We start from the raw sequence: 20,912 nt of genomic DNA on the forward strand, positions 1-20,912 counted from the left end.
GGTCCAAGGCGTTGTCCATGTGGACGCGCAGGCCGTCCGCGTACATGTGGGTGGCGGAGGCGTCGATGGCGATGTAGATGAACTCCTTGACCTTGGGCGGGAGGGTGCCCGTTTCCCAGGGGACGGCGGAGTAGCGGGTGTAGGCGGCGAAGTAGGCCGGGTCGAGGGTGAGGAGGTCGTCCCAGCCGGCGTCCCAGTAGCCGCGGCGGCGGGTGAAGTCGGCCTTCAGGGGCTCGATGCGGGGGTCGTCGGCGGCCGGGTACCGGCCGCGGCGGCGGAGGGATTCGGCGAGCAGGGGGACGCCGGTGGTCAATGCGTGGACGCCGAGGACCGAGGTGAGCTGGAGGGTTTCCACGATCTCGGCCGGGGTGGCGCCGTGGGCGAGGGCGGCGCGGGTGTGCTCCCGTACGCCGGGCGCGTGCAGATGGGTGACCGACGCGCTCACGGCCAGCGCGACCAGGTGCCGGACCTTGGGCTCCAACGCCGGTACGGCGGCCAGCGCCGCATACGCCGCCTCGAACTCGCCCATGGAGCCCAGTTCACCGCCCCTGGTGGGCTCGTTCGCCGGGCCGGGTTCGTCCACGGAACTCCGGTCGCTCACCGGATCAGAGCCGTCCACTGGCCTGGGGGCGTTCAACGTGAGCCCCGTTCGGTGAAACCGAAGTACGGGAGCACCTTGCTCAGCAGGTAGTACTCGCCGTGCGGCTTCGGCCACTGCGTCACGTTCCGCCCCGACTTGGAGTGGTAGTAGTTCGTGCAGTTGGCCTCCATGGCCGACGCGTTCTTGTGCAGTTGCTCGTCCACCCAGCGCACCCAGCGGTCCAGCGCCGCCGGTTTGGTGTCCACCGCGCGCACCCGCCGTCGCCGCATCCGGGCGACCGTCCGCGCCGCGACCTCCGCCTGTCGCTCCAGGTTGGCGATGACCGAGAAGCCGCCGTTCGTATTCGGCCCATAAAGCATGAAAAAGTTCGGGAAATCGGGCACGGTGATCCCCAAGAAGGCCGACGCGTCCCCGTCCCACCGGTCGTGAATGCGCACCCCGCCCACCCCCCGTACCTCCAGCGACGCCAGAAAGTTCGTCGCCTGGAACCCGGTGGCCATCACCAGCACGTCGATCTCGCGCTCGACGCCCGTCTCGTCCACGATCCCGTTCGGCGTCACCTTGGTCACCGCGTGCGGCACCAGCTCGACATTGTCCCGGTTCAGCGCCGGATAGAAGTCCGTCGCCAGCACCGACCGCTTGCACCCCCACGGATAGTCCGGCGTCAGGTGCTTCCGCATCTCCGGATCGGAGATGGTCTTCTCGATGTACGCCCGGCACGCCGCCAAATTCCGCCGCTGGCGCTCGCCGCCCAGGTCGTACCCCTTGAACCCCTGCCTGAACTGGTAGAAGTGATACAGCCGCCACGCCTTCTGCAAAAGCGGAAAACGCCGGTACAGCGCCCGCTCGCGCGCCGTGAAGTCGCGTTCCCCCTTGGGCAGGATCCAGCCGGGCTGCCGCTGGAAGACGTACAACCGCGAGGCCGACCCGGCGATCGCCGGCACGACCTGGGTGGCCGTCGAACCCGTCCCCACCACCGCGACCCGCTTGCCGGTCAGGTCGTGCTCGTGCTCCCACCGCGCCGTGTGGAACGAAACCCCTTCAAACGAAGCAAGCCCCGGCCAGTCCGGATAACGCGGGTAGTTCAGCAGCCCCAGGCAACTGATCACCACCTCGAACCGCTCCCGCGACCCGTCCGCCAGCGCCACCTCATAGGACCCGGTGTCCTCGTCCCAGGTCGCCGACTCCACCCGGGTGCCGAACCGGCAGTGGCGGCGCAGCTTGAACTTGTCCAGCGCGTGCTCGGCGTACGCCTGCAACTCCTCCTGCCGCGCGTGCGTCCGCGTCCAGTCGTACGTCAGGAACGAGAACGAGTACGCGTGCGAGGGAATGTCCACCTCGCAGCCGGGGTACCGGTTGTCCCACCAGGTGCCGCCGGGCCCATCCGACTGCTCGAAGATGACGAAGTCGTATATGCCGCGCCGCTTCAGGTTCACCGCTGCCGCGATCCCGCCCAGCCCGCAGCCGACGATCGCGACCCTGGGCCCACTCGCGCTCATAGGGACATCAACCTCTCCATCACTCTCACGCCGAACCGCAGCGCCTCGACGGGCACCCGTTCATCGACCCCGTGGAACATGGCGGGGTAGTCGTAACCGGCGGGCAGCAGCATCGGCGTGAAGCCGTAGGTCAGCATGCCGAGGCGGGTGAACCACTTGTTGTCGGTGCCGCCGCTGAACACGTACGGCGCGGCCCTGCTCCCCGGCAGCTCCGCCCGCAGAGCCGCGCCCAGCCGGTCGAACCACTCGCCGGTGTGCTCGGAGACCACCGGATCGGTACGGCGCAGCAGCCGCACCCGCGCCGACGGCCCGGCGCACTCGTGGACCCGCCGGTCCAGTTCGTCCTCCTGGCCGGGCAGGTACCGGCAGTCGATCCTGGCCCACGCCTCGCCGGGGATGACGTTCTCTTTGTCGCCCGCGCCGAGCCGGGTGACGTTGACGGTGGTGCTCATCCCGGCCGCCAGCATCCGGCCGAACGGCCCGGTCTCCTCGCTGAGCACCCGGAGTACCTCGTCGGGGTCGTTCACCTCCCGCCCGGCCAGTTCGGAGGCGAGCAGCCGCATCGGCTCGGGCACCGCCACCGGCCGCGCCCCGAGGCCCGCGAGCCGCAGCACCGCGCTCGCCAAAGCCGGGATGGGGTTGTCCAGCGCGGCCATGCTGCCGTGCCCGGCGATGCCGGGCTGGTCGATCTCGTACCAGCGCAGGCCCTTGTCGCCCACCGAGATCGCGAACGTCGGCGGCCCGTCCGGCGGAGTGGCCACGTTGAAGCCGCCCACCTCGCCGACGCAGGCCGCGCAGCCCTCGAACAGTTCCGGATGCTCGTTGACCAGGTACCCCGCGCCGAGCCTGCCGCCGGTCTCCTCGTCGGCGACGAAGGCGAACACGATGTCCCGGCGCGGCCGGACGCCCGCCGCGGCCATCCGGCCGACCGCGGCCAGGGTCATCGCGACGGCGTTCTTCATGTCCACCGCGCCGCGGCCCCACACCTGCCCGTCGCGGATCTCCCCGGCGCGCGGATGCACCGACCAGGCGGCCGGATCGGCGGGCACGGTGTCCAGGTGACCCTGGACCAGCAGCGCGGGCAGGCCGGGTTCGGTCCCGGCGAACCGCGCCACCACGTTGGTACGGCGGGGCTCGGCCTCGAAGAGCAACGGCGAAAGCCCCGCGGAAGCCAGCAGCCCGGCGACGTACTCGGCCGCGTCCCGCTCGTCCGCGCCCGGATTGGTGGTGTCGAACCTGATCAGATCCGCACAGATCTCCTCGACCGGCTTCATCAGGAGTCCAAGCCGAGCGTCAGCGCGGCCACCGCGTACGTCTTGACGGCCGTCAGGTAGTCCTCGACCACCACCGACTCGTCGTCCCAGTAGCAGTCCATCGACCCGGGCCCGTACGTCACCGCCTTGATCCCCGACTCCCAGAAGATCGGCGTGTCCGGCCAGGCGGGGTGGCTGTCGAACGAGGCCGGCCCCCCGGAGACCCGCTCGTGCGCGGCGGCCACGTCCGTGAGCAGCCGCTCGCCCTCCGGAATGCGCAGCGAGCTACGCGGATTGCGCAGGCAGGTGGCCTCAAGGGCGACCTCGACCGGGAACTCCTCCAGTTCGTCCAGCGCCCGCCCGACCGCCCCTCGTATGTCACGCAGCACGTCGTCCTGCGTCTGGTCCGGCGGGAAGCGCACGTCGAAGGTGATCCGGCAGTGCTCGGGCACCAGGTTGTGCGCCACGCCGCCGGCGATCTGGGCCACGTTGCAGATCTTGCGGTCCGGCAGTTCCCGCCCGGCCGCGTCGGTGATCGGCATCGCCAGCACCTCGCGGACGACCTCGGCGGCGCGGGCGACGGCGTTGACGCCGATGTCCAGCGCGGTGGTGTGCGCGGCCCGGCCGCGCACGTCCACGTTGACGTAGGCGATGCCGCGCTGCCCGGTGAGCACCCGCAGGTCGCTGGGCTCGCAGTTGATCGCGTACGCGCCGCGCAGGCCGTCGCGGATGGCCTGCCGGGTGCCCTCGCCGCCCTCGAAGTGGTTCGGTACGGCGAGCACGACCACGTCACGCGGCGGGCGGGCGCCGATCGAGGCGAGGGCCCAGGCGGCCATCGTCATCGCCGCCGTGCCGGCCTTCATGTCCGCGACGCCCACGCCGTACACGCGCCCGCCGGAGACGTCGCCGCCGAACGGGTCCCGCGTCCACGAACGCGACGGCGGGTACACCTCCATGTGGCCGTTGAAGATCAGCGCGTCGTCGGGGCCGCCGCCGGACTTGAGCCTGGCCAGCAGGTTCGGCATGCCGTCGGTCCCCGAGTGCGGCAGGTCCACGGCGAGGCCCGCCGCGCGCAGCGGCCCGGCCAGGTGCTCGGCCGCCGCCGTCAGCGCCGGTCCGTCCCCCCATACGCTGGGGATGCGCAGCAGGTCGCGCAGGAACTCGACGATCTGGTCACGCCGCGCGTCCACGGCCTCGATCACCCGGTCAACGGTCATCACCCCTCCTCCCAGGGCCCGGCGGGCCCGAAGACACGTTCGTGGAAGCGTTCGCCGATGATCAGGTAGCCGTCGGCGTCCGGGTGCAGCCCGTCATAGAGCCCGGCCGCGTCGTCGGGGCCGAGCAGCGCGGTGCCGTCCAGGTAGGAAAGCCGCGAATCCGCCCGTACCGTGACGACCTCATCGATCAGCTCGCGCATCGCGCGCAGCGTCAGGCTCGCCCCCGGCACGGAGTCGCCCAGCGCGACGTACGTTCCCCGCGCGTCCTGCGCGGTGGGCCCGGCCCGGTCCTCGGCCGTCGGGCAGGTGATCGGCGACACCACCAGCAGCGGCGTGTCCGGGTGCCCTTCGCGCACGGTGTCCAGGAACCCGTGCAGCGCGGGCCCGAACGTGCGGATCTTCATCGTGTCCAGGTTCAGCACGTTGATCCCGACCTTCAGGCTGATCAGATCGGCCGGTTCGTCCCGGATCGTCCGCGCGACGAAAGGGTCGAGCTGGCAGCAACCGGAAAAGGCCAGGCAGAGCAGGTCCAGCCCGGCCTTCCGTGCGACGTGCGCGGGCCACGTCCGGGTCGGCCCGTACGCCTCCGCGCAGTGGCTGATCGAGCTGCCGTAGTGGATCCACCGGCGTCCGGGCAGCACGCCCGGGGCGGCGTCACCGTCCACGCGCAGCGCGCGCAGTTCCACCACCGACGCCTGGGGCAGCCACAGTTCGACGTCCTTCCAGCCCCGGCCGAGGCCGTCGAACCGGATGGTCTCGGGCGTCCCCTCGATCTTCTCGACCACGGCGCCGGCGGCGACCGAGCACAGGTCGCCGCGCTCGGCGGGCGCGGAGATCACCTGCTCTCCGTCCACCACCAGGTCGAAGGCGACCGGTGGGGGCGGGAAGTACGCGTTGCGGAAGCGGGTGACGTGTACGTCCAGCTCGATCGCGTCCGCGTCGGTCCGGAACACCAGCCGCACCCCGGCCGGACGCGGGGCGACCATCCGCATGTACGGGTCGGTCATCTGGACCTCGGTCCAGGCGGGCAGCCGCTTGGGGACCAGGCCGGTCGCGGTAGGGTCCAGGCGCAGCGCCCCGGCGACGGTCACCGGGCCGCCCGTAAGCGGAAGCTCCTCAGCCATCGATCCAGCCCTCGATCAGGTGGTCGTGCTCGCCCAGCGCGGGCGCGGGCCGGAACTCGGTCACCGTGCCGGTCGTGCGGACGCCCCCGGCCAGGGTGCGAAACCCGTCCGGCTCGGTGACGATCAGGTCGCGGCCTTCGGCCAGGGCCAGCGCCTCGCGTACGTCGAGCACCGGCCCGCACGGGATCCCGGCCCCGGCCAGCACCCGCTGGACCTCCTCGGCGTCCATCCCGGCCAGCGCGGCCTCCACCTCCAAGCGCAGCCGCTCCCGGTTGTGGCCGCGCTCGGCGTCGCTGCCGTACCCGGGCGCGGTCAGCCATTCGGGGCGGCCGAGCACGGTGGCCAGCCGCTCGAACAGCGAGTCGCTGGCCACGCCGATCGCCACCGCCCGGCCGTCCCCGGCGGTGAACACCCCGTAAGGCGCGCTCACCGCGTGGTGCGCGCCGGTCGGCGTGATCTCCTCGTCGGTGTGCAGGGCCCGCATGGCGTTGGACTCGAAGACCGAGAGCAGCCCCTCGAACATCGACACGTCGATGTGCTGGCCGCGCCCGGTGCTCTCGCGCTCGCGCAGCGCGGCCAGCACGCCGACCGCCGCGTACAGCGCCGGGACGATGTCACCGATGCTGATCCCCACCCGCACGCCCGGCCCGCCGTCCGGGCCGGTCACCGACATCAGGCCGGACATGGCCTGCACGATCAGGTCGTACGCGGGACGGCTCGCCAGCGGCCCGGTCTGCCCGAAGCCGCTCACGCTCACCGCGATCAGCCCGGGGTTCACGCGCAGCAGCTCATCGGCGGGGAAGCCGAGCCGGGCCAGTACGCCGGGCCGGAAGTTCTCCACCAGTACGTCCGAGCGGCGGATCAGCCCTTCCAGCTTTCGGCGGCCCTCATCCGTCTTCAGGTCCAGCGTGACGCCGTACTTGTTGCGGTTGATCAGCCGGAAGTACGTGCTGTCACCGGCCTCGGTGAACGGGCCGAAGTGTCTGCTGTCGTCGCCGCCCGGCGGCTCGACCTTGATCACCTCGGCCCCGAGGTCGGCCAGGATCCGCGCGCACAGCGGACCGGACAGGACCCGGCTCAGGTCCAGAACACGGACACCCTCCAGGGCAAGGCTCACTCGAACCACCGCAGCCCGCTCCGCCGCACGGCATCGGCCGCCGTGTCGTAGCCCGCGTCGGCGTAGCGCATGATGCCGATGCCGGTGTCGCCGGTGAGCACGGCCGAAAGGCGGCCGGTGGAGGCGGTCGCGCCATCCGCGATGGCGGTGACCCCGGCGCTCTGCATGTAGCCGGCGTACCCGCCGCCGCCCGCGTGGATGGCCACCAGGTCGGCCCCGGAACCGGCGTTGAGCAGGGCGTTCAGCAGCGGCCAGTCGGAGATCGCATCCGATCCGTCCGGCATGTTCTCGGTCTCGCGCAGCGGCTGGGACACCCCGCCCGCGTCCAGGTGGTCGCGGGTGAAGGCCACCGGGCCGCGCAGGTCGCCCCGCCGTACCGCCTCGTTGACCAGTACGGCCAGCCGGGCGCGCTCTCCGTGCGCCAGCCAGCCGATCCGGGCGGGCAGCCCGGGGGCCTCGGGCTGGCGGACGTACTTCCTGGCCAGCGGCACCCAGCGCCCGGCGAGCGGGTTGTCGGGGAACTCGCGCGTGACGATGTCGTCCACCACGTCGATGTCGGCGGGGTCGCCGGAGGCGGCCACCCAGCGGAACGGCCCGAGCCCCCGGCAGAACAGCGGCCGGATGTAGCGCTCCATGAAGATCGGGATGCGGAACGCGTCCACGCCCACGGACGCCGCCTGGGCCCTGATGTTGTTGCCGTACTCGAAGACGACCGCGCCCGCGTCCTGCCAGTCCAGCATGCACCGGACGTGCTCGGCGGCCGAGTCGAGCGCCCGTCGCACCAGCTCGTCGGGGTCGCTCGCGCGCAGTTCGGCGGCCTCGCCCGGGGTCATCCCGGCGGGCACGTAGTAGCGCATGTCGTGCGCGGGCGTCTGGTCGGTCACCACGTCGGGCACCAGGCCGCGCGCCCGCATCGCGGGCAGCGCCTCGGCGGCGTTGCCGAGCAGGCCGATGGAGGCCGGGGCCTTGCCGGCCAGCCGCTCATCGGCCCAGGCCAGCGCCTCGTTCAGGGATTCGGTCGCGCGCTCCAGGTAGCCGCTCTCGATCCGGCGGGCGATCCGGCCGGGGTCGGCCTCGACGCAGATGGCGACGCCCCCGGCCATGTACGCGGCGAGCGGCTGCGCGCCGCCCATCCCGCCGAGCCCGGCGGTCACCACCAGCCGCCCGGCCAGGCTCCCGCCGAAGTGCTCGTCGGCGACCGCCGAGAGGGTCTGGTAGGTGCCCTGGAGGATGCCCTGCGAGCCGATGTACTGCCAGTCGCCCGCCGTGTAGCCGCCCCACATGATCAGGCCGCGCCGCTCCAGCTCGTAGAAGTGCTCGGCGGTGGCCCAGCGGCCGATCAGGTTGCTGGTCGCCATCAGCACCAGCGGGGCCGACGGGCCGCTCGGGAAGATCCCGATCGGCTTGCCGGACTGGATCACGAGGGTCTGGTCCTCGTCGAGTTCCCGCAACGCGCGGATGGTGGTGGACAGGGCGTCGTGGTTCCTGGCGGCCTTGGCCAGCCCCGCGTAGATGATCAGGTCGTCCGGGCGCTCCGCGTGGTGGAGGGTGTTCTCCAGCATCCGCAGCAGCGTCTCCTGGCGCGGTCCCCGGCAGCGGACGGCCCTCATGACCGCCACCCCCGGGCCGCGCTCAGTCGGTCAGCGCCTCCGCCAGGTCGCCCATCCGGGCGCGGGCCGCCGCCAGCCCGCCTTCCAGGACGTCGCTCCAGAACGCCAGCGAGGCCAGCTCCACCCGCACGCCGAGGACCAGCGGCGCGAGCCGTTGTTCCAGGTCGGGGATGCCGCCCAGCCGGTCCATCGTCCGCTTGAACTCGGCCAGCCTGCCCCGATGGAACGCAACCCGGGCCTCGGCCAGCCGCCGCACCGTCGACTCGTCGCCCAGCTCGCTGAAGAACAGCTTCAGCTCGGCCTCGTCGCGGATCTGGTAGACGTCGGCCTCCGGCTCGCGCAGCCACTCGCGCAGCGCCTCGCGGCCCTTGTCGGTCAGCGAGTACGTCCGCCTGCGGCGCCCACCGCTCTCCGCCGACTCCGCGAGCAGCCCCGCCTCGGCCAGCCTGCGCGGCTCGCCGTACAACTGGCTGTGCGGGAACGGCCAGAAATATCCGATCGACCGGTCGGCGGCTCGTTTCAACTGGTAGGAGGAACTCGGGCCGCGCAGCCCGATCAGTCCCAGCACCAGGTACGAGCTGGACGTCAGGTTGATGGACACCTGCCAGAACGTACCATCCGTTTCGGACGGTCACAATGGGCCTCCTCGGGGACGGGAAAGGGGGGAAGGGTCGGTCAGCTCAGGAGTTGCTGCGCACCGGCCGCGCCCCGCATCGGGGCGAGCGCGGTCAGGTCCACGTCGATGACGTACGGCCCGGCCGACTCGACCGAGCGGGCGAAGGCGCGCTCGAACCCGGCCACGTCGGCGACCCGCTCGCCGGGCACGCGCATCGCGGCGGCCAGCGCGGCGAAGTCGGGGGTGTGCAGGTCCACGTCGTTGCGCGCGCCCGCGAAGGTGGCCGACTGCACCTCGCGCAGCACGCCGTAGCCGCCGTCGTTGAACACGCAGATCGTCAGCGGCGCGCCGGCCTGCGCCACGGCGGCCAGTTCGCCGATGGACAGCATGATCCCGCCGTCGCCGTGGATCACCACGCCGCGCTCGCCGCTGCCGAGCACCGCGCCGAGCGCGAGCGGCAGGCCGGGGCCGATGGCGGCGGACGTCGGGTTGAGCGAGGTCCGGGGGGTGAGGACGGGCAGCAGCCGGTCGCCCCAGCGGTAGGCGGGGATGGTCGCGTCGCGGACCACGACGCCGCCGCGCGGCAGCAGCCTGCGGATCGTCTCCATGATCGCCCGGTGGTCGGGGCCGATGGCGTCCAGCGCGGTCTCGCGGGCACGGGTCGCGGCCTCGGCCGCCCGCGCGGTCCACTTGCGCTCGTCGTGCGCCTCGGCGCTCGCGAGCAGCGCGCGCAGCGTCTCGCGGGCGTCGCCGTGCAGGGTGACCGCCGGGGGATAGCTGCGCCCGAACGCGCTCGCGTCGGCGTCGGCGTGGATCAGCCTGGACGTCAGGCGCAGCCGCCACTGGTCGGTCTGGTACATCTGGAAACGGGTGCCGACCGCGAGCACGACGTCGGCCTCCTCGACGATCTCGCGCAGCGGCGGTACGGCGACCAGCGCGCCCAGGCACAGCGGGTGGTCCTCGGGCAGTGCGCCGCGGCCCTGCACGGAGGTGACGACCGGCACGTCCAGGAGTTCGGCCAGGCGGCGCAGCTCCGGCCACGCCTCGGCGGCGAGCACGCCGCCGCCCGCCCAGATCAGCGGCCGTTCGGCAGAGCCCAGCAGGTCGGCCGCCGCGCGCACCCGGTCGTCCGGCGGCGTGGCGCGCACGATCGGGTCGGGCGGGCGGACCGTCACGTCGGTCCGGGCGTACTGGAGGTCCACCGGGATCTCCACGGCGGTCGGCTGCGCGGGCCCCGAGCACGCCGTACGGCCGGCCGCGACCACCGCCTCGGCCACGTCCTCGACCCGGCGCGGCGACCACGTCTCCCTGGTGAGGGTGCGCAGCATCGCCCGCTGGGCGTCGGCCTCGTGCAGGTAGCCCCGGCGCTGCCCGTAGAAGCGGGTCTCGATCTGCCCGGTGACCAGCAGCACCCGCGAGCCCGCGAACGACGCCTCGAACAGCCCGCCCATCGCGTTGGCGGTGCCCGGCCCGGTGGAGGCGAGTGCCACGCCGAGCCCGCCGGTCACCCGGGAGTAGCCGTCGGCGGCGTGGACCGCCGCCTGCTCGTGCCGGACGTTGACGACCCTGATCCCGCCGTCGCGACTGATCGCGTCCAGGATCGGCAGGTTGTGGATGCTGGCCACGGCGAAGACGTGCGTCACGCCGAGCGCGCGCAGTGCCTCGCAGACCAGGTCGCCTCCGGTGCGCTCGCTCATCGGGCCGCTCCCTCCCGCCGCTGGACGGACTTGAGTTCGGTGAACTCGGCGATGCCGTGCGCGCCCAGCTCACGTCCGTGCCCTGACTGCTTGTACCCGCCGAACGGGGCCAGCCCGTTGAACGGCGCGCCGTTCACCGCCACGCTGCCCGCCTCCAGCCGCCCGGCCACCGCCAGCGCGTGCTCCTCGTCGGCCGACCACACGGCGGCGGCCAGGCCGTAGTCGGTGCCGTTGGCGATGTCCACGGCGTCGGTCTCGTCCACGTAGGGGATGACGGCCAGCAGTGGCCCGAACACCTCCTGCTGGGCCAGCGGGATGCGCGGGTCGGTGACCGTGAACGCGGCCGGGCCGGTGAAAAAGCCGGTGCGCGGCAGCTCGTCCGGGGGATGGGCCCAGATCGTCCTGGCCCCGTCCACCGGCGCGCGTTCCAGGTGGTCGTTGACCCGCTGCTGCTGCCCGGCGCTGGCCAGCGGGCCGACGTCGGCGTCCGGGTCGTGCGGCATGCCCACCCGGTAGGCGGCCATCGCCTCGGCGACCAGCGTCTCGGCCTCGGCCAGCTTCTGGAAGGGGACCAGCAGGCGGGTCAGGGCGGTGCAGGTCTGCCCGGAGTTGATCATCACGGTGCGGACGCTGCCCGCCGCGGCCGCGGCGAGGTCGCCGTCGGGCAGCACGACCGACGCGGACTTGCCGCCGAGTTCGAGCGCCACCCGCTTGACGCCGGGGGCGGCCAGCCGGGCGACCCGGCGTCCGGCCCTGGTGGAGCCGGTCAGCGACACCATCGCGGTGCCGGGGTGGCCGACCAGGTACTCGCCGACGTTCATGCCGTTGCCGAGCACCAGGTTGAACGCCCCGGCGGGCGCGCCCGCGGCGTGGACGGCCTCGGCCAGCACGAACGCGTCCAGCGGGGTGATCTCGCTCGGCTTCAGCACCACCGGGCACCCGGCGGCCAGCGCGGGGCCGACCTTGGCCACGGTCTGGAGCAGCGGGAAGTTCCACGGGGTGATCGCGGCCACCACGCCGACCGGCTCGCGGTAGACGGTGGAGTGCCCGATCCGCGTGGTGAACTCGACCTCCGGCAGGGCGGCGGCGGTGTTGCGCAGCGTGGTCACGGCGGTCCGCACCTGGTAGCCCTCGCAGTGCCTGCGCGGCATGCCCATCTCCCTGGAGATCAGCCCGGCCAGGTCGGCGGACCGTTTCTCCAGTTCGTCGGCGATCCGCGTGAGCAACGCGGCCCGCGCCGCGGGCTCCATCGACCGCAGCGCGGGCCGGGCCGCGGCCGCGGCGTCCACGGCCGCGTCCACGTCCTCGGCGGCCGATTCCCTGACGGTCGCGACGCAGTGACCGGTGCTGGGGTCCAGGACGGCGATGACATCCTCGCCCCGGCTCTCGGTCCAGCGTCCGCCGATGTACGTGTCCGCACGATGGTCCATGTACGCTCCGCTCACGTCCTGGCGATCGGCTCGAAGCCTAGGCCGATTCCGCGCGGACCTGATGAGGGTGGAATACCAAAGAATCCGCGCGGGGCTTATGGCCCGATCACAGCCCGATCACGAACGTGTCGTCAGCCGAACAGGCGGGCGCGCAGGTCGGTGCGGCCCTCCTCCTGGTCGCGGCGCATCTCCACCGCGTCGTAGGCCATCAGCGCGACCCCGAGATCCCCTATGTCGGCGATCCGGCGCATGTCCCGGCCGGTCAGCGTGGCGATCTGGCGCAGCCGGTAGGCCACCGTGTTGGGGTGGACGACCAGTTCCTCCGCGGTGCGCTGGAGCGCCATGTCACACGCGATGTAGGCGCGCAGGGTGTCCAGCAGGTGCGGTTTCTCGGTCAGCGCGCCGATGCGGGTCTCGATGATTCGCCGCGACACCCAGCGGTTGTGCGCGAGCAGCACTTCCAGGATGACGTCCGTGCACTTGGTCACCTGGCCGCGCTGCCCCCGGTACATGCCGATCTCCAGGGCCGACAGCGCCTGGCGGCAACTGTGCCCGGAGGCGGCCAGTGACTCCCCGGGCTCGCCGGACGACACGAACAGTGACCGGCCCAGCTCGTCTTCGAGCATCCGGGTGAGGAGTTCGACGATGCCGGGACCCTCCCGGTTGGTCGGCACCAGGGCGAGCAGCAGGCCGTTGCGGTCGCGGATCAGGGCCTCGCGGCGCGGGTCGTGCCGGCCGAGCACTTCCAGAAAACGCCGCCGTACCCGGGCCCACTGCTGCGGGCTGGGCAGCGGCTCGTGGCAGGCGGCCACCGCCCGGAACGGCTGGTGCGGGTTGATGTTGAGCACCCTGGCGTGGTTGTTGACCGTGCTGGCGTCCATCGGCGGGCCGGCGACCAGGCAGCTCAGCAGGTCGGTGCCGACCCGCGAATGCCAGCTCGACAGCTCGCCGTAGGTGGTGCTGAAGGACTCCAGCTCGTGCGTGCACAGCTCGTCGAACAGCTCGGCGATGGCGGCCAGGGCGCTTCTGACCTCGTCGCGGCCGATCGACGGATCGGCGAGCAGGTGGTCGGTGATCACGCGTTCGAGTGAACGCAGCCACTCCACGGCCTCGGCGACGGACTTGCCCTGGAGGGCGACCCGTGCGCCGCGACCGATGTGGACGTCGTCGTGAAATCGCTCGCCGGTCAGCGCGACGGCGCAGTGCCCGACGATCCGGACGGCCGTCTCGAAGGTCTCCATGGGCGCCTGCCGATCGGCCGAATCGGCGGCGGAGATGTACTGACGGACGAACTCGTTGGCGATGTGAGTAGAGGCGGCCTTCAGACGGGAGGCCACGGCGGTCAGGGCGGCTGATGTTGGCATTTCTCTCTCCAGACCCCAGACCGCGACGAATATCACGCCTGTCACACAGCGTCAAGATTCGCTACGTTGGCGGGGACTGTGTGAGCGACACATGGGGGCCCGGACACCTTTGTGACCGGGTCCTCATGACACCGCACGCGCTGTGAACGTTGACTGTCCCCACTGCTAATCCCAATCAACGCCCGACCGACGACCCCACGGGAGGGAAGGTGAGCGATGGCGACGCGTTCGACGGCGACGCTGCGGCCGCCGCCCGGCGATGACGAGGGCGAGGGATCGGCCATGCCAGGCGAACGTCCCCGCCCCTTCCTGCGACGACCGCGGTTCGCCACGGTGGCGCTGGCACTGCCGGTGGCCTTCATGGTCCTGGTGTACGCCTACCCGGTCGGCGCCATGCTGCTCAAGAGCGTCACCGAGCCGGAGTTCGGCTTCGGCAACTTCGGCCGGGCGGTGTCCGACGCGACCACCTGGCACGCGCTCGGCGTGACCGTGCGGATGTCGGCCGAGGTCGCCGTGCTGACGGTGCTGCTCGGGTTCCCCGTGGCGTACGTGCTCGCCCGGGTCACCGCCAGGGTGGCGCGCATCCTGTCCGTGCTGGTGGTGATCCCGTTCTGGACGAGTGTGCTGGTCCGGTCCTTCGCCTGGATCGTGCTGCTGGGCGACAACGGTGTCGTGCCGCGCCTGCTGTCGCCGTTCACCGGCGACACCGCCGGCCTGCTCTACTCCGAGGCGGCCGTGGTCATCGCGCTCACGCACATCCTGCTGCCCTTCCCGATCCTGATCATCAAGGGCACGCTCGACCAGATCGACGACTCCCTCGTCCGGGCCGCCCGCACCCTCGGCGCGGGGCCGGTGCGCGCGTTCCTGCGCGTCTACCTGCCGCTGGCGTTCCCCGCGATCGTCAGCAGCGGCATGCTCGTGTTCGTCATCGGCCTGGGCTTCTACGTGACGCCCGCGCTGGTCGGCGGTCCCAAGGAGAGCACGATCGCGGTCGTCATCGCGCAGAGCGTGCAGGTGACCTTCGACTGGGGGCTCGCGGCGGCGCTCGCCACCATGCTGCTGGTCGTCGCGGTGGCGCTCACCCTGGTCGTCAGGAGGCTCACCAAGGTGAAGGGGCTGGTGTCGCTGTGACGGCCACCGCCCGCGACCGGGTCATCGAACGCAAGATCCGCACCCGGCCCGACAGGCTGCCCATCGGGCCGCTGGAACGGGTGCTGCGCTGGACGCTGCGCGTCGTGGTCGCGCTGGTGTTCGCCTTCCTGGTCATCCCGATCCTGATCGTGGTGATCGAGTCGTTCAACAGCGTGGACTACCTGACCTTCCCGCTGGAGGGCTGGTCGCTCGTCCACTACGAGCGCTTCTTCGGCGACCCCGCCTGGATCGACGCAACCCTGAAGAGCGCCAAGATCGCGGTGCTCGCGGCGGTCATCGCGACCGTCGTCGGCACGTTCGGCGCGTGGGGCATGGCGCGCACCCCCGGGCGCGGCGCCGGGTTCGCCTTCGCGCTGATGTACTCGCCGATCGTCGTCCCGATCATCGTGCTGGCGATGGGCTTCTACTTCGTCTTCGCCGACCTGCGGCTGGTGGGCGACTGGGTGGCCATCGCGGTGGCGTACTCGGTGATGGGCGTGCCGTACGTGCTCACCTCGGTGTCCAGCGCGCTCCAGCAGCTCGATCCGGAGCTGGAGAACGCCGCCCGCACGCTCGGCGCGCGGATGCGGCAGACGCTGGCGCGGATCACCCTGCCGCAGCTCACCTCGGCCATCTCGGCGGGCGCGCTGTTCGCCTTCGTCATCGCCTTCGACGAGGCGGTGATCATCCTGTTCGTGGCCGGGAGCGACTCGGTGACCCTCGCGCGCAGGCTGTGGGACAGCGTCCGCTACGACCTGACGCCCACGCTCGCGGTGGCGGGCACCGTGCTCATCGTCGTCTGTGTCGGCCTGTTCCTGATCACCGAGCTGATCAAGGCCCTGCGGGAAAGGAGGCGTTCGTGACCGACCAGGTCGTCTTCGCCGGCATCTGCAAGCGGTTCGGGACCTTCTCGGCCGTCCGCGACCTCAACCTCGGCATCAAGGAGGGCGAGTTCCTGACCCTGCTCGGCCCCAGCGGGTCGGGCAAGACCACCTCGCTGCGGATGCTCGCCGGCCTGGAGGCCGCGACCTCGGGGGACATCCTGCTCGCCGGCCGCCGGGTCACCGACGAGGTGCCGGAGAAGCGCAACATCGGGCTGGTGTTCCAGAACTACGCGCTGTTCCCGCACATGACGGTGGCGCAGAACGTGGCCTTCCCGCTCCAGATGCGGCGCAGGAAGCGGCCCGACATCGCCCGCGAGGTCGATCGGGTGCTGGAGATGACGCAGCTCGGGCCGTACAAGGACCGCTACCCCAGGCAGCTCTCCGGCGGCCAGCAACAGCGCGTCGCGCTCGCCCGCGCGTTCGTGTTCGACCCGAGCGTGCTGCTGATGGACGAACCGCTCGGCGCGCTGGACCGCAACCTGCGCGACCTCATGCGCCTGGAACTCAAGTCGCTGCAAGAACGCATCGGCGCGACCGTCATGTACGTCACCCACGACCAGGACGAGGCCCTTGCCCTGTCCGACCGCATCGGCGTCATGCACCAGGGCGTGCTCCAGCAGACCGCGCCCCCCGGCGAGATCTACGAACGCCCGGTCAACTCGTTCGTGGCCAGGTTCCTCGGCCAGTCGGTGTGCCTGCCCGCCAAGCGGCTGGAGCGCGGCAAGCGGACCGTGCTGTCGGTGGAGGGTCTGGACGGGCGCATCCTGGTGGACGCCGAGAACGACACCTGCCCGGACGCCACGGGCGACTTCATGATCCGGCCGGAGCGGTTCGCCCTGGCCGCCGAACGACCCGACACCGCCGACGCCAACGCGATCAGGTGCAAGGTCGAGACGGCCGTCTACCTCGGCGCGCAGGTCGAGGTCCACCTGCGGGCGGGCGCGGGCGCGCGGGTGCAGATCGCCGTGCCCGCCGCCAACGCGGGCGACCTCGCGGCGGGCTCGGGGCACTGGCTGACCTTCCGCCCGTCCGACGGCCTTTACCTGAAAGGTGTGTGATGGAGATCAGCGGGCTGACGAGCCTGACCTGGCGGATGGAAGGCGCGGTCGGGGTGTTCACCCTGAACAAGCCGGAACGGCTGAACGCCATCGCCAACCGGGACATCGACGAGCTGGACCGGGTCGTCATGCTGGCCGGCCGCGACCCCGGCGTACGGGCGCTGGTGATCACCGGCGCCGGGCGCGGGTTCTGCTCGGGGGCCGACGTCAAGGAGTGGCACGCGCGCTCCGACCGGGACGAGGAGTCCTGGCCGGCCAAGATGCACCGGGTCATCACCCGGCTGTACTGGCTGCCCAAGCCGGTCATCGCGGCGGTCAACGGCGTCGCCGTGGGCGGCGGCTGCGACCTCGCGCTCACCGCCGACATGCGGTTCGCCTCCACCACCGCGCGGTTCGGGGAGGTGTACGCCCAACGCGGCATCTGCCCCGACGCGGGCGGTTCCTACCTGCTGCCGCGCCTGGTCGGCGAGGCCAGGGCGGCCGAGCTGATCTACACCGGCCGGATCGTGGACGCCGCCGAGGCGCTGCGGATCGGCCTGGTCAGCGAGGTCGTCGAGCCGGAGGCGCTGATGGACCGGGCGATGGAGCAGGCGCGGATCTTCGCGGCCGGGCCGACCATCGCGATCGGCGAGGCCAAGCTGAACATCCGCAAGGGCCACTCCATCGGCATCGAGGAGGCGCTGCGCAACGAGCTGCGCGCCGGTCACCGCTGCGCGCAGACCGAGGACATGGCCGAAGGACTCAAGGCGGCGATCGACAAGCGCGCGCCCGTCTTCGTGGGGCGCTGATGGACGGGCACCGGCTCGACCGCCTGTTCCGCCCCGCGAGCGTCGCCGTCGTCGGCGCCTCTCCCAAGGGCGGGTACGGCCTGCGCACGCTGCGCAACACCCGCGCGCTCGGCTTCGAGGGCCGCCTGTACGTCGTCCACCCCACCCACCGCGAGGTGGACGGCGTGCCCGCGTACCCGTCGCTCGCCGACCTGCCCGAGGCGCCCGACGCGGTGGCCGCCGCCGTGCCCGCGCACGCCGTGCCCGGGGTGGTGGCCGAGGCCGCCGAACTCGGCGCGGGCGGCATGGTCGTGTACGCGAACGGGTTCGCCGAGCAGGACGCCGAGGGCCGCGCCCGGCAGGCCGGGATCACCGCCACCGCGGCGGACCGGCTGCCGCTGATCGGCCCCAACTGCCTGGGCCTGGCCAGCTACCGGGGCCGGGCCGCGCTGTGGGGCATCGAGATGCCCTACGGCCACGCGGGGGCGGGCGGGTCGGTCGCGCTCGCCGCGCAGAGCGGCAACATGGCGCTGACCACGATGCTGTCCGGCCGGTTGCCCGCCGTCGCCTACGGCGTCTCGGTGGGCAACCAGGCCGTGCTGGACCTCGCCGACTGCCTGGACTACTTTGTCACCGACCCCGGCGTGCGGGTCGTCGGCCTGGTCATGGAGGGCCTGGCCGACCTCGTCCGGTTCCGGCGGCTGGCCGAGCGCGCCGCCGAGCGCGACGTGACCGTGGTGGCGCTGAAGGTGGGCCGGTCGGCGAGGGGCGAGGCCGCGACGGTCGCGCACACCGGCACGCTCGCGGGCAGCGACGCCGCCTACGAGGCGCTGTTCCGGCAGACCGGCGTCCACCGGGTGGACGACCTGGACGAGATGGTCGCGCTGTGCTCGCTGCTGGCCGCGCCCAAGCGCCCGCGCGGCGGCGCGCTCGCCGTGTACGCCAGCTCCGGCGGGGAGTGCGGGCTGGTCGCCGACCTCGCCGAGGACGTCGGCGTCGAACTCGCCGAGCTGGACGCGACCACCGAGGCCGCGCTGGCGGCGGTGCTGCCGGACTACGCCAAGATCGCCAACCCGCTGGACCTCACCGCCTCCTCCTGGGGGAACAGGGACGTCTACCGGGCCACCGCCCGGGCGATGGGGCGGTGTCCCGGCGTCGGCGCGGTCGCCTTCACCGGCGACTCCCCGACGTACGCCGACCCGCTGCACGAGGTGGGCTGGCCGGAGATGGTCGGCGGCGCGGCCGAGGCCGCGGCCGGGCTGGACGTGCCGGTCGCGCTGGTCACCACCACCACCGACATCGTGCCCGGCCTGGTCACGATGGCCCACGAGCAAGGGGTCGTGCTGCTGGCCGGGGTACGGCCGGCGCTGCGGGCGTTCGCGCTGGCGGCCGGGCGCGGCCCCGTCGCCCCGGTGGCGGACCCGGGGCCGTCCGGCGTCCGGCCGCACGCCCGTGACCTGCTCGACCTGGCCGGGCCCGAGCCGACCGAGACCGACGCCAAGGGCCTGCTCGGCGCGTACGGCGTGGCCGCCCCGGTCGGCGACGTGGCCGGGGACGCCGAGGCCGCCGTGCAGATCGCCCGCCGCGTCGGGTACCCGGTGGTGGCCAAGCTCCAGGCCCCCGGCCTGGCGCACAAGTCCGACGTCGGCGGCGTCGCGGTCGGCCTGGCCGGTGACGCGGAGCTGCGCGACGCTCACGAACGCCTGATCAAGGCCGGCATCGACGCGGCCGGCCCCGGTACACCGCTGACCGTGCGCGTCGAACGAATGGCCGGCCCCGGCGTGGAGCTGATCGTCGGCGGCCGGAACGACCCGGCGGGCCCGCTCGTCGTCGTCGGCGCGGGCGGCGTGCTCACCGAACTGGTCGCCGACGCCGCCTGCCTGCTCTGGCCGTTCGACGCCGCCGACGTGCGCGCCGCGCTCGCCCGGCTGCGCGTCGCCCCGCTGCTTCGCGGCTACCGCGGTGGCCCGCCCGCCGACGTGGCGGCGCTCGCCGACGTCGTCGTACGCGTCGGACGGCTGCTCGCCGACCTGCCCGAGGTCGGCGAGATCGACATCAACCCGCTGCTGTGCCGGCCGGAGGGCGAGGGCTGCCTCGCGCTGGACGCCCTGATCGTGCGTGCCGCCGGGAAAGGACCACGGACCTGATGGACTTCACCATTCCAGACGACCTCGCCGAGTTCCGCAAGGTCGTGCGCCGGTTCGTCGACAACGAACTGCTGCCGCACGAGGACCATGTGGAGGAGCACGACGGGCTGCCCGAGGAGGTCGAGCGGAGCATCAAGAAGAAGGCCGTGGAGATCGGCCTCAACGCGATCGGGATGCCCGAGGAGGTCGGCGGGGCCGGGCTGGACGTACTCGGCCAGGTGCTCGTCACCGAGGAGCTGTTCCGCGCCCTCGGCGGCCTGGCCGAGGTCGTACCGACCGCGCCCTCCATCCTGCTGGCCTGCGACGACGCCCAGCGCGAGCGGTTCCTGCTGCCGTGCGTGACCGGCGACAAGCAGTGGTGTTTCGCGCTGACCGAGCCGGACACCGGCTCCGACGCCGCCGGGATCAAGACGCGCGCTGAGCACAGGGACGGCTCGTGGGTGATCAACGGCCGCAAGCGGTTCATCAGCCACGCCGACTCGGCGGACTTCGCCATCGTCTTCGCCGTCACCCACCCCGACCGGGAGAAGGACCGGATCACCGCGTTCCTGGTCGAACGGGGCACCCACGGCTTCGCGGTCGGCCAGACGCACAAGACGATGGGCCACCGCGGCTACCGGCAGGCCGAGCTGGTCTTCGACGACTGCGTGGTACCGGCGGAGAACGTCCTCGGCGAGCCGGGGCACGGGTTCGACATCGCGCACGGCGGGCTCAGCTCCGGCCGGGTGATGACCGCCGCCCGCTGCCTGGGCCCGATGGCCCGGCTCATCGACGAGGGTGTGGAATGGGCCAAGCAGCGCGTGCAGTTCGGCCGCCCGATCGCCGACTACCAGGCCATCCAGTTCATGCTGGCGGACTGCGCGACCGACCTCCAGGCCGCGCGGATGCTCACCTACAGCGCGGCCTGGGCCGCCGACCAGGGGGAGGCCGCCAAGATCGTCAGCGCCAAGGCGTCCGTCGCCAAGCTGTTCGCCAGCGAGGCCCTGGGCCGGGTCGCCGACCGGGTGCTCCAGATCTTCGGCGGCACCGGCTACATGAACGAGACGTACGTCGAGCGCGCCTACCGCAACGCCAGGATCGAGCGCATCTGGGAGGGCACCTCCGAGATCCAGCGCATCATCATCGCCCGCAACCTGCTCAAGAGAGGCATGTTCGCCTGACCTCTCCCTCCGGGCCCGCACGGGCCCGCCGCTTCTCCCCCCCTTGCACGAAAGACGGTTTCGCCATGCCCAGCTCACACCACGATCACCGCCGGGAACTCCTGTCGCGGCGCGGCCTGCTCGGCCGCGGCGCCCTGCTGGCCGGGGGCCTCGCCGCCGTCCCCCTGCTCAACGCCTGCGGCTCCGGCTCGGGCGGCTCCGGCTCCGGCGGCTCGGGGGGCGGCGAGGCCCCCGGCC

General features: G+C 72.4%; 17 protein-coding genes. 6 read left to right on the plus strand and 11 right to left on the minus strand.

Annotation, left to right across the window (positions count from 1 at the left end; translation table 11 throughout):
• The 11 genes from C1I98_RS14595 to C1I98_RS42865 form a co-directional block, all read right to left on the minus strand.
• Nucleotides 1-601: carboxymuconolactone decarboxylase family protein (locus C1I98_RS14595; protein WP_199536953.1), on the minus strand; the 601-nt coding region annotated here is incomplete at its 3' end.
• Between the two features lie 32 nt (nucleotides 602-633).
• Complete coding sequence (locus C1I98_RS14600) at nucleotides 634-2,100, minus strand: flavin-containing monooxygenase (protein WP_111167717.1); 1,467 nt, start codon at nucleotides 2,098-2,100, stop codon at nucleotides 634-636.
• On the minus strand, nucleotides 2,097-3,374 hold the full coding sequence (locus tag C1I98_RS14605; RefSeq protein WP_111167718.1) for a M20/M25/M40 family metallo-hydrolase: 1,278 nt from the start codon (nucleotides 3,372-3,374) through the stop codon (nucleotides 2,097-2,099). Before C1I98_RS14605 ends, C1I98_RS14600 begins: the two co-directional genes overlap by 4 nt.
• A complete protein-coding gene (locus C1I98_RS14610) occupies nucleotides 3,374-4,570 on the minus strand; it encodes a M20 family metallopeptidase (protein ID WP_111167719.1) in 1,197 nt (398 codons plus the stop codon). The genes C1I98_RS14605 and C1I98_RS14610 overlap by 1 nt, the downstream gene beginning before the upstream one ends.
• A complete protein-coding gene (locus C1I98_RS14615; RefSeq protein WP_111167720.1) occupies nucleotides 4,570-5,694 on the minus strand; it encodes a GDSL-type esterase/lipase family protein in 1,125 nt (374 codons plus the stop codon). Before C1I98_RS14615 ends, C1I98_RS14610 begins: the two co-directional genes overlap by 1 nt.
• Nucleotides 5,687-6,811, minus strand: a complete 1,125-nt coding sequence (locus C1I98_RS14620; protein WP_158558037.1) for a CaiB/BaiF CoA transferase family protein — start codon at nucleotides 6,809-6,811, stop codon at nucleotides 5,687-5,689. The genes C1I98_RS14615 and C1I98_RS14620 overlap by 8 nt, the downstream gene beginning before the upstream one ends.
• Complete coding sequence (gene hutU / locus C1I98_RS14625) at nucleotides 6,808-8,421, minus strand: urocanate hydratase (RefSeq protein WP_111167722.1); 1,614 nt, start codon at nucleotides 8,419-8,421, stop codon at nucleotides 6,808-6,810. The genes C1I98_RS14620 and hutU overlap by 4 nt, the downstream gene beginning before the upstream one ends.
• Nucleotides 8,422-8,443: 22 nt before the next feature.
• The gene (locus tag C1I98_RS14630) at nucleotides 8,444-9,022 is read right to left on the minus strand and encodes a PadR family transcriptional regulator (RefSeq protein ID WP_199536954.1); all 579 of its coding nucleotides are present in this window, start codon (nucleotides 9,020-9,022) and stop codon (nucleotides 8,444-8,446) included.
• 74 nt (nucleotides 9,023-9,096) lie between these two features.
• Nucleotides 9,097-10,734: a thiamine pyrophosphate-binding protein gene (locus C1I98_RS14635; RefSeq protein ID WP_111167723.1), complete on the minus strand. Its 1,638-nt coding sequence runs from the start codon at nucleotides 10,732-10,734 to the stop codon at nucleotides 9,097-9,099.
• Nucleotides 10,731-12,164 (minus strand): aldehyde dehydrogenase family protein, encoded by a 1,434-nt coding sequence (locus tag C1I98_RS14640; RefSeq protein WP_111167724.1) that lies wholly within the window; start codon nucleotides 12,162-12,164, stop codon nucleotides 10,731-10,733. Before C1I98_RS14640 ends, C1I98_RS14635 begins: the two co-directional genes overlap by 4 nt.
• Before the next feature lie 131 nt (nucleotides 12,165-12,295).
• Nucleotides 12,296-13,528, minus strand: a complete 1,233-nt coding sequence (locus C1I98_RS42865; protein ID WP_199536955.1) for a PucR family transcriptional regulator — start codon at nucleotides 13,526-13,528, stop codon at nucleotides 12,296-12,298.
• 216 nt (nucleotides 13,529-13,744) lie between these two features.
• Between C1I98_RS42865 and C1I98_RS14650 the strand changes: the two genes are divergently transcribed.
• The 6 genes from C1I98_RS14650 to C1I98_RS14675 are packed head-to-tail and all read left to right on the plus strand — an operon-like array spanning nucleotide 13,745 to nucleotide 20,675.
• Complete coding sequence (locus C1I98_RS14650) at nucleotides 13,745-14,659, plus strand: ABC transporter permease (RefSeq protein ID WP_111167725.1); 915 nt, start codon at nucleotides 13,745-13,747, stop codon at nucleotides 14,657-14,659.
• Entirely contained in the window at nucleotides 14,656-15,522 is an 867-nt protein-coding gene (locus C1I98_RS14655) for an ABC transporter permease (protein ID WP_111167726.1), read from the plus strand. The genes C1I98_RS14650 and C1I98_RS14655 overlap by 4 nt, the downstream gene beginning before the upstream one ends.
• Entirely contained in the window at nucleotides 15,519-16,601 is a 1,083-nt protein-coding gene (locus C1I98_RS14660; RefSeq protein WP_111167727.1) for an ABC transporter ATP-binding protein, read from the plus strand. The genes C1I98_RS14655 and C1I98_RS14660 overlap by 4 nt, the downstream gene beginning before the upstream one ends.
• Nucleotides 16,601-17,389: an enoyl-CoA hydratase/isomerase family protein gene (locus C1I98_RS14665; RefSeq protein ID WP_111167728.1), complete on the plus strand. Its 789-nt coding sequence runs from the start codon at nucleotides 16,601-16,603 to the stop codon at nucleotides 17,387-17,389. Before C1I98_RS14660 ends, C1I98_RS14665 begins: the two co-directional genes overlap by 1 nt.
• The gene (locus tag C1I98_RS14670) at nucleotides 17,389-19,515 is read left to right on the plus strand and encodes an acetate--CoA ligase family protein (protein WP_111167729.1); all 2,127 of its coding nucleotides are present in this window, start codon (nucleotides 17,389-17,391) and stop codon (nucleotides 19,513-19,515) included. The genes C1I98_RS14665 and C1I98_RS14670 overlap by 1 nt, the downstream gene beginning before the upstream one ends.
• Nucleotides 19,515-20,675, plus strand: a complete 1,161-nt coding sequence (locus C1I98_RS14675; protein WP_111167730.1) for an acyl-CoA dehydrogenase family protein — start codon at nucleotides 19,515-19,517, stop codon at nucleotides 20,673-20,675. The genes C1I98_RS14670 and C1I98_RS14675 overlap by 1 nt, the downstream gene beginning before the upstream one ends.
• The last annotated feature ends 237 nt before the right edge of the window (nucleotides 20,676-20,912 follow it).

This window comes from Spongiactinospora gelatinilytica (assembly GCF_003236385.1).
GTDB lineage: Bacteria > Actinomycetota > Actinomycetes > Streptosporangiales > Streptosporangiaceae > Spongiactinospora > Spongiactinospora gelatinilytica.

What these genes read in the sequence shown, in the direction of transcription:
- C1I98_RS14670 (WP_111167729.1), top strand. Translation starts at nt 17,389, where the DNA reads ATGGACGGGCACCGGCTCGACCGCCTGTTCCGCCCCGCGAGCGTCGCC.
- C1I98_RS14675 (WP_111167730.1), top strand. Translation starts at nt 19,515, where the DNA reads ATGGACTTCACCATTCCAGACGACCTCGCCGAGTTCCGCAAGGTCGTG.
- C1I98_RS42865 (WP_199536955.1), bottom strand. Translation starts at nt 13,528, where the DNA reads ATGCCAACATCAGCCGCCCTGACCGCCGTGGCCTCCCGTCTGAAGGCC.
- C1I98_RS14640 (WP_111167724.1), bottom strand. Translation starts at nt 12,164, where the DNA reads ATGGACCATCGTGCGGACACGTACATCGGCGGACGCTGGACCGAGAGC.
- C1I98_RS14600 (WP_111167717.1), bottom strand. Translation starts at nt 2,100, where the DNA reads ATGAGCGCGAGTGGGCCCAGGGTCGCGATCGTCGGCTGCGGGCTGGGC.
- C1I98_RS14610 (WP_111167719.1), bottom strand. Translation starts at nt 4,570, where the DNA reads ATGACCGTTGACCGGGTGATCGAGGCCGTGGACGCGCGGCGTGACCAG.
- C1I98_RS14605 (WP_111167718.1), bottom strand. Translation starts at nt 3,374, where the DNA reads ATGAAGCCGGTCGAGGAGATCTGTGCGGATCTGATCAGGTTCGACACC.
- C1I98_RS14665 (WP_111167728.1), top strand. Translation starts at nt 16,601, where the DNA reads ATGGAGATCAGCGGGCTGACGAGCCTGACCTGGCGGATGGAAGGCGCG.
- C1I98_RS14615 (WP_111167720.1), bottom strand. Translation starts at nt 5,694, where the DNA reads ATGGCTGAGGAGCTTCCGCTTACGGGCGGCCCGGTGACCGTCGCCGGG.
- C1I98_RS14635 (WP_111167723.1), bottom strand. Translation starts at nt 10,734, where the DNA reads ATGAGCGAGCGCACCGGAGGCGACCTGGTCTGCGAGGCACTGCGCGCG.
- hutU (WP_111167722.1), bottom strand. Translation starts at nt 8,421, where the DNA reads ATGAGGGCCGTCCGCTGCCGGGGACCGCGCCAGGAGACGCTGCTGCGG.
- C1I98_RS14650 (WP_111167725.1), top strand. Translation starts at nt 13,745, where the DNA reads ATGGCGACGCGTTCGACGGCGACGCTGCGGCCGCCGCCCGGCGATGAC.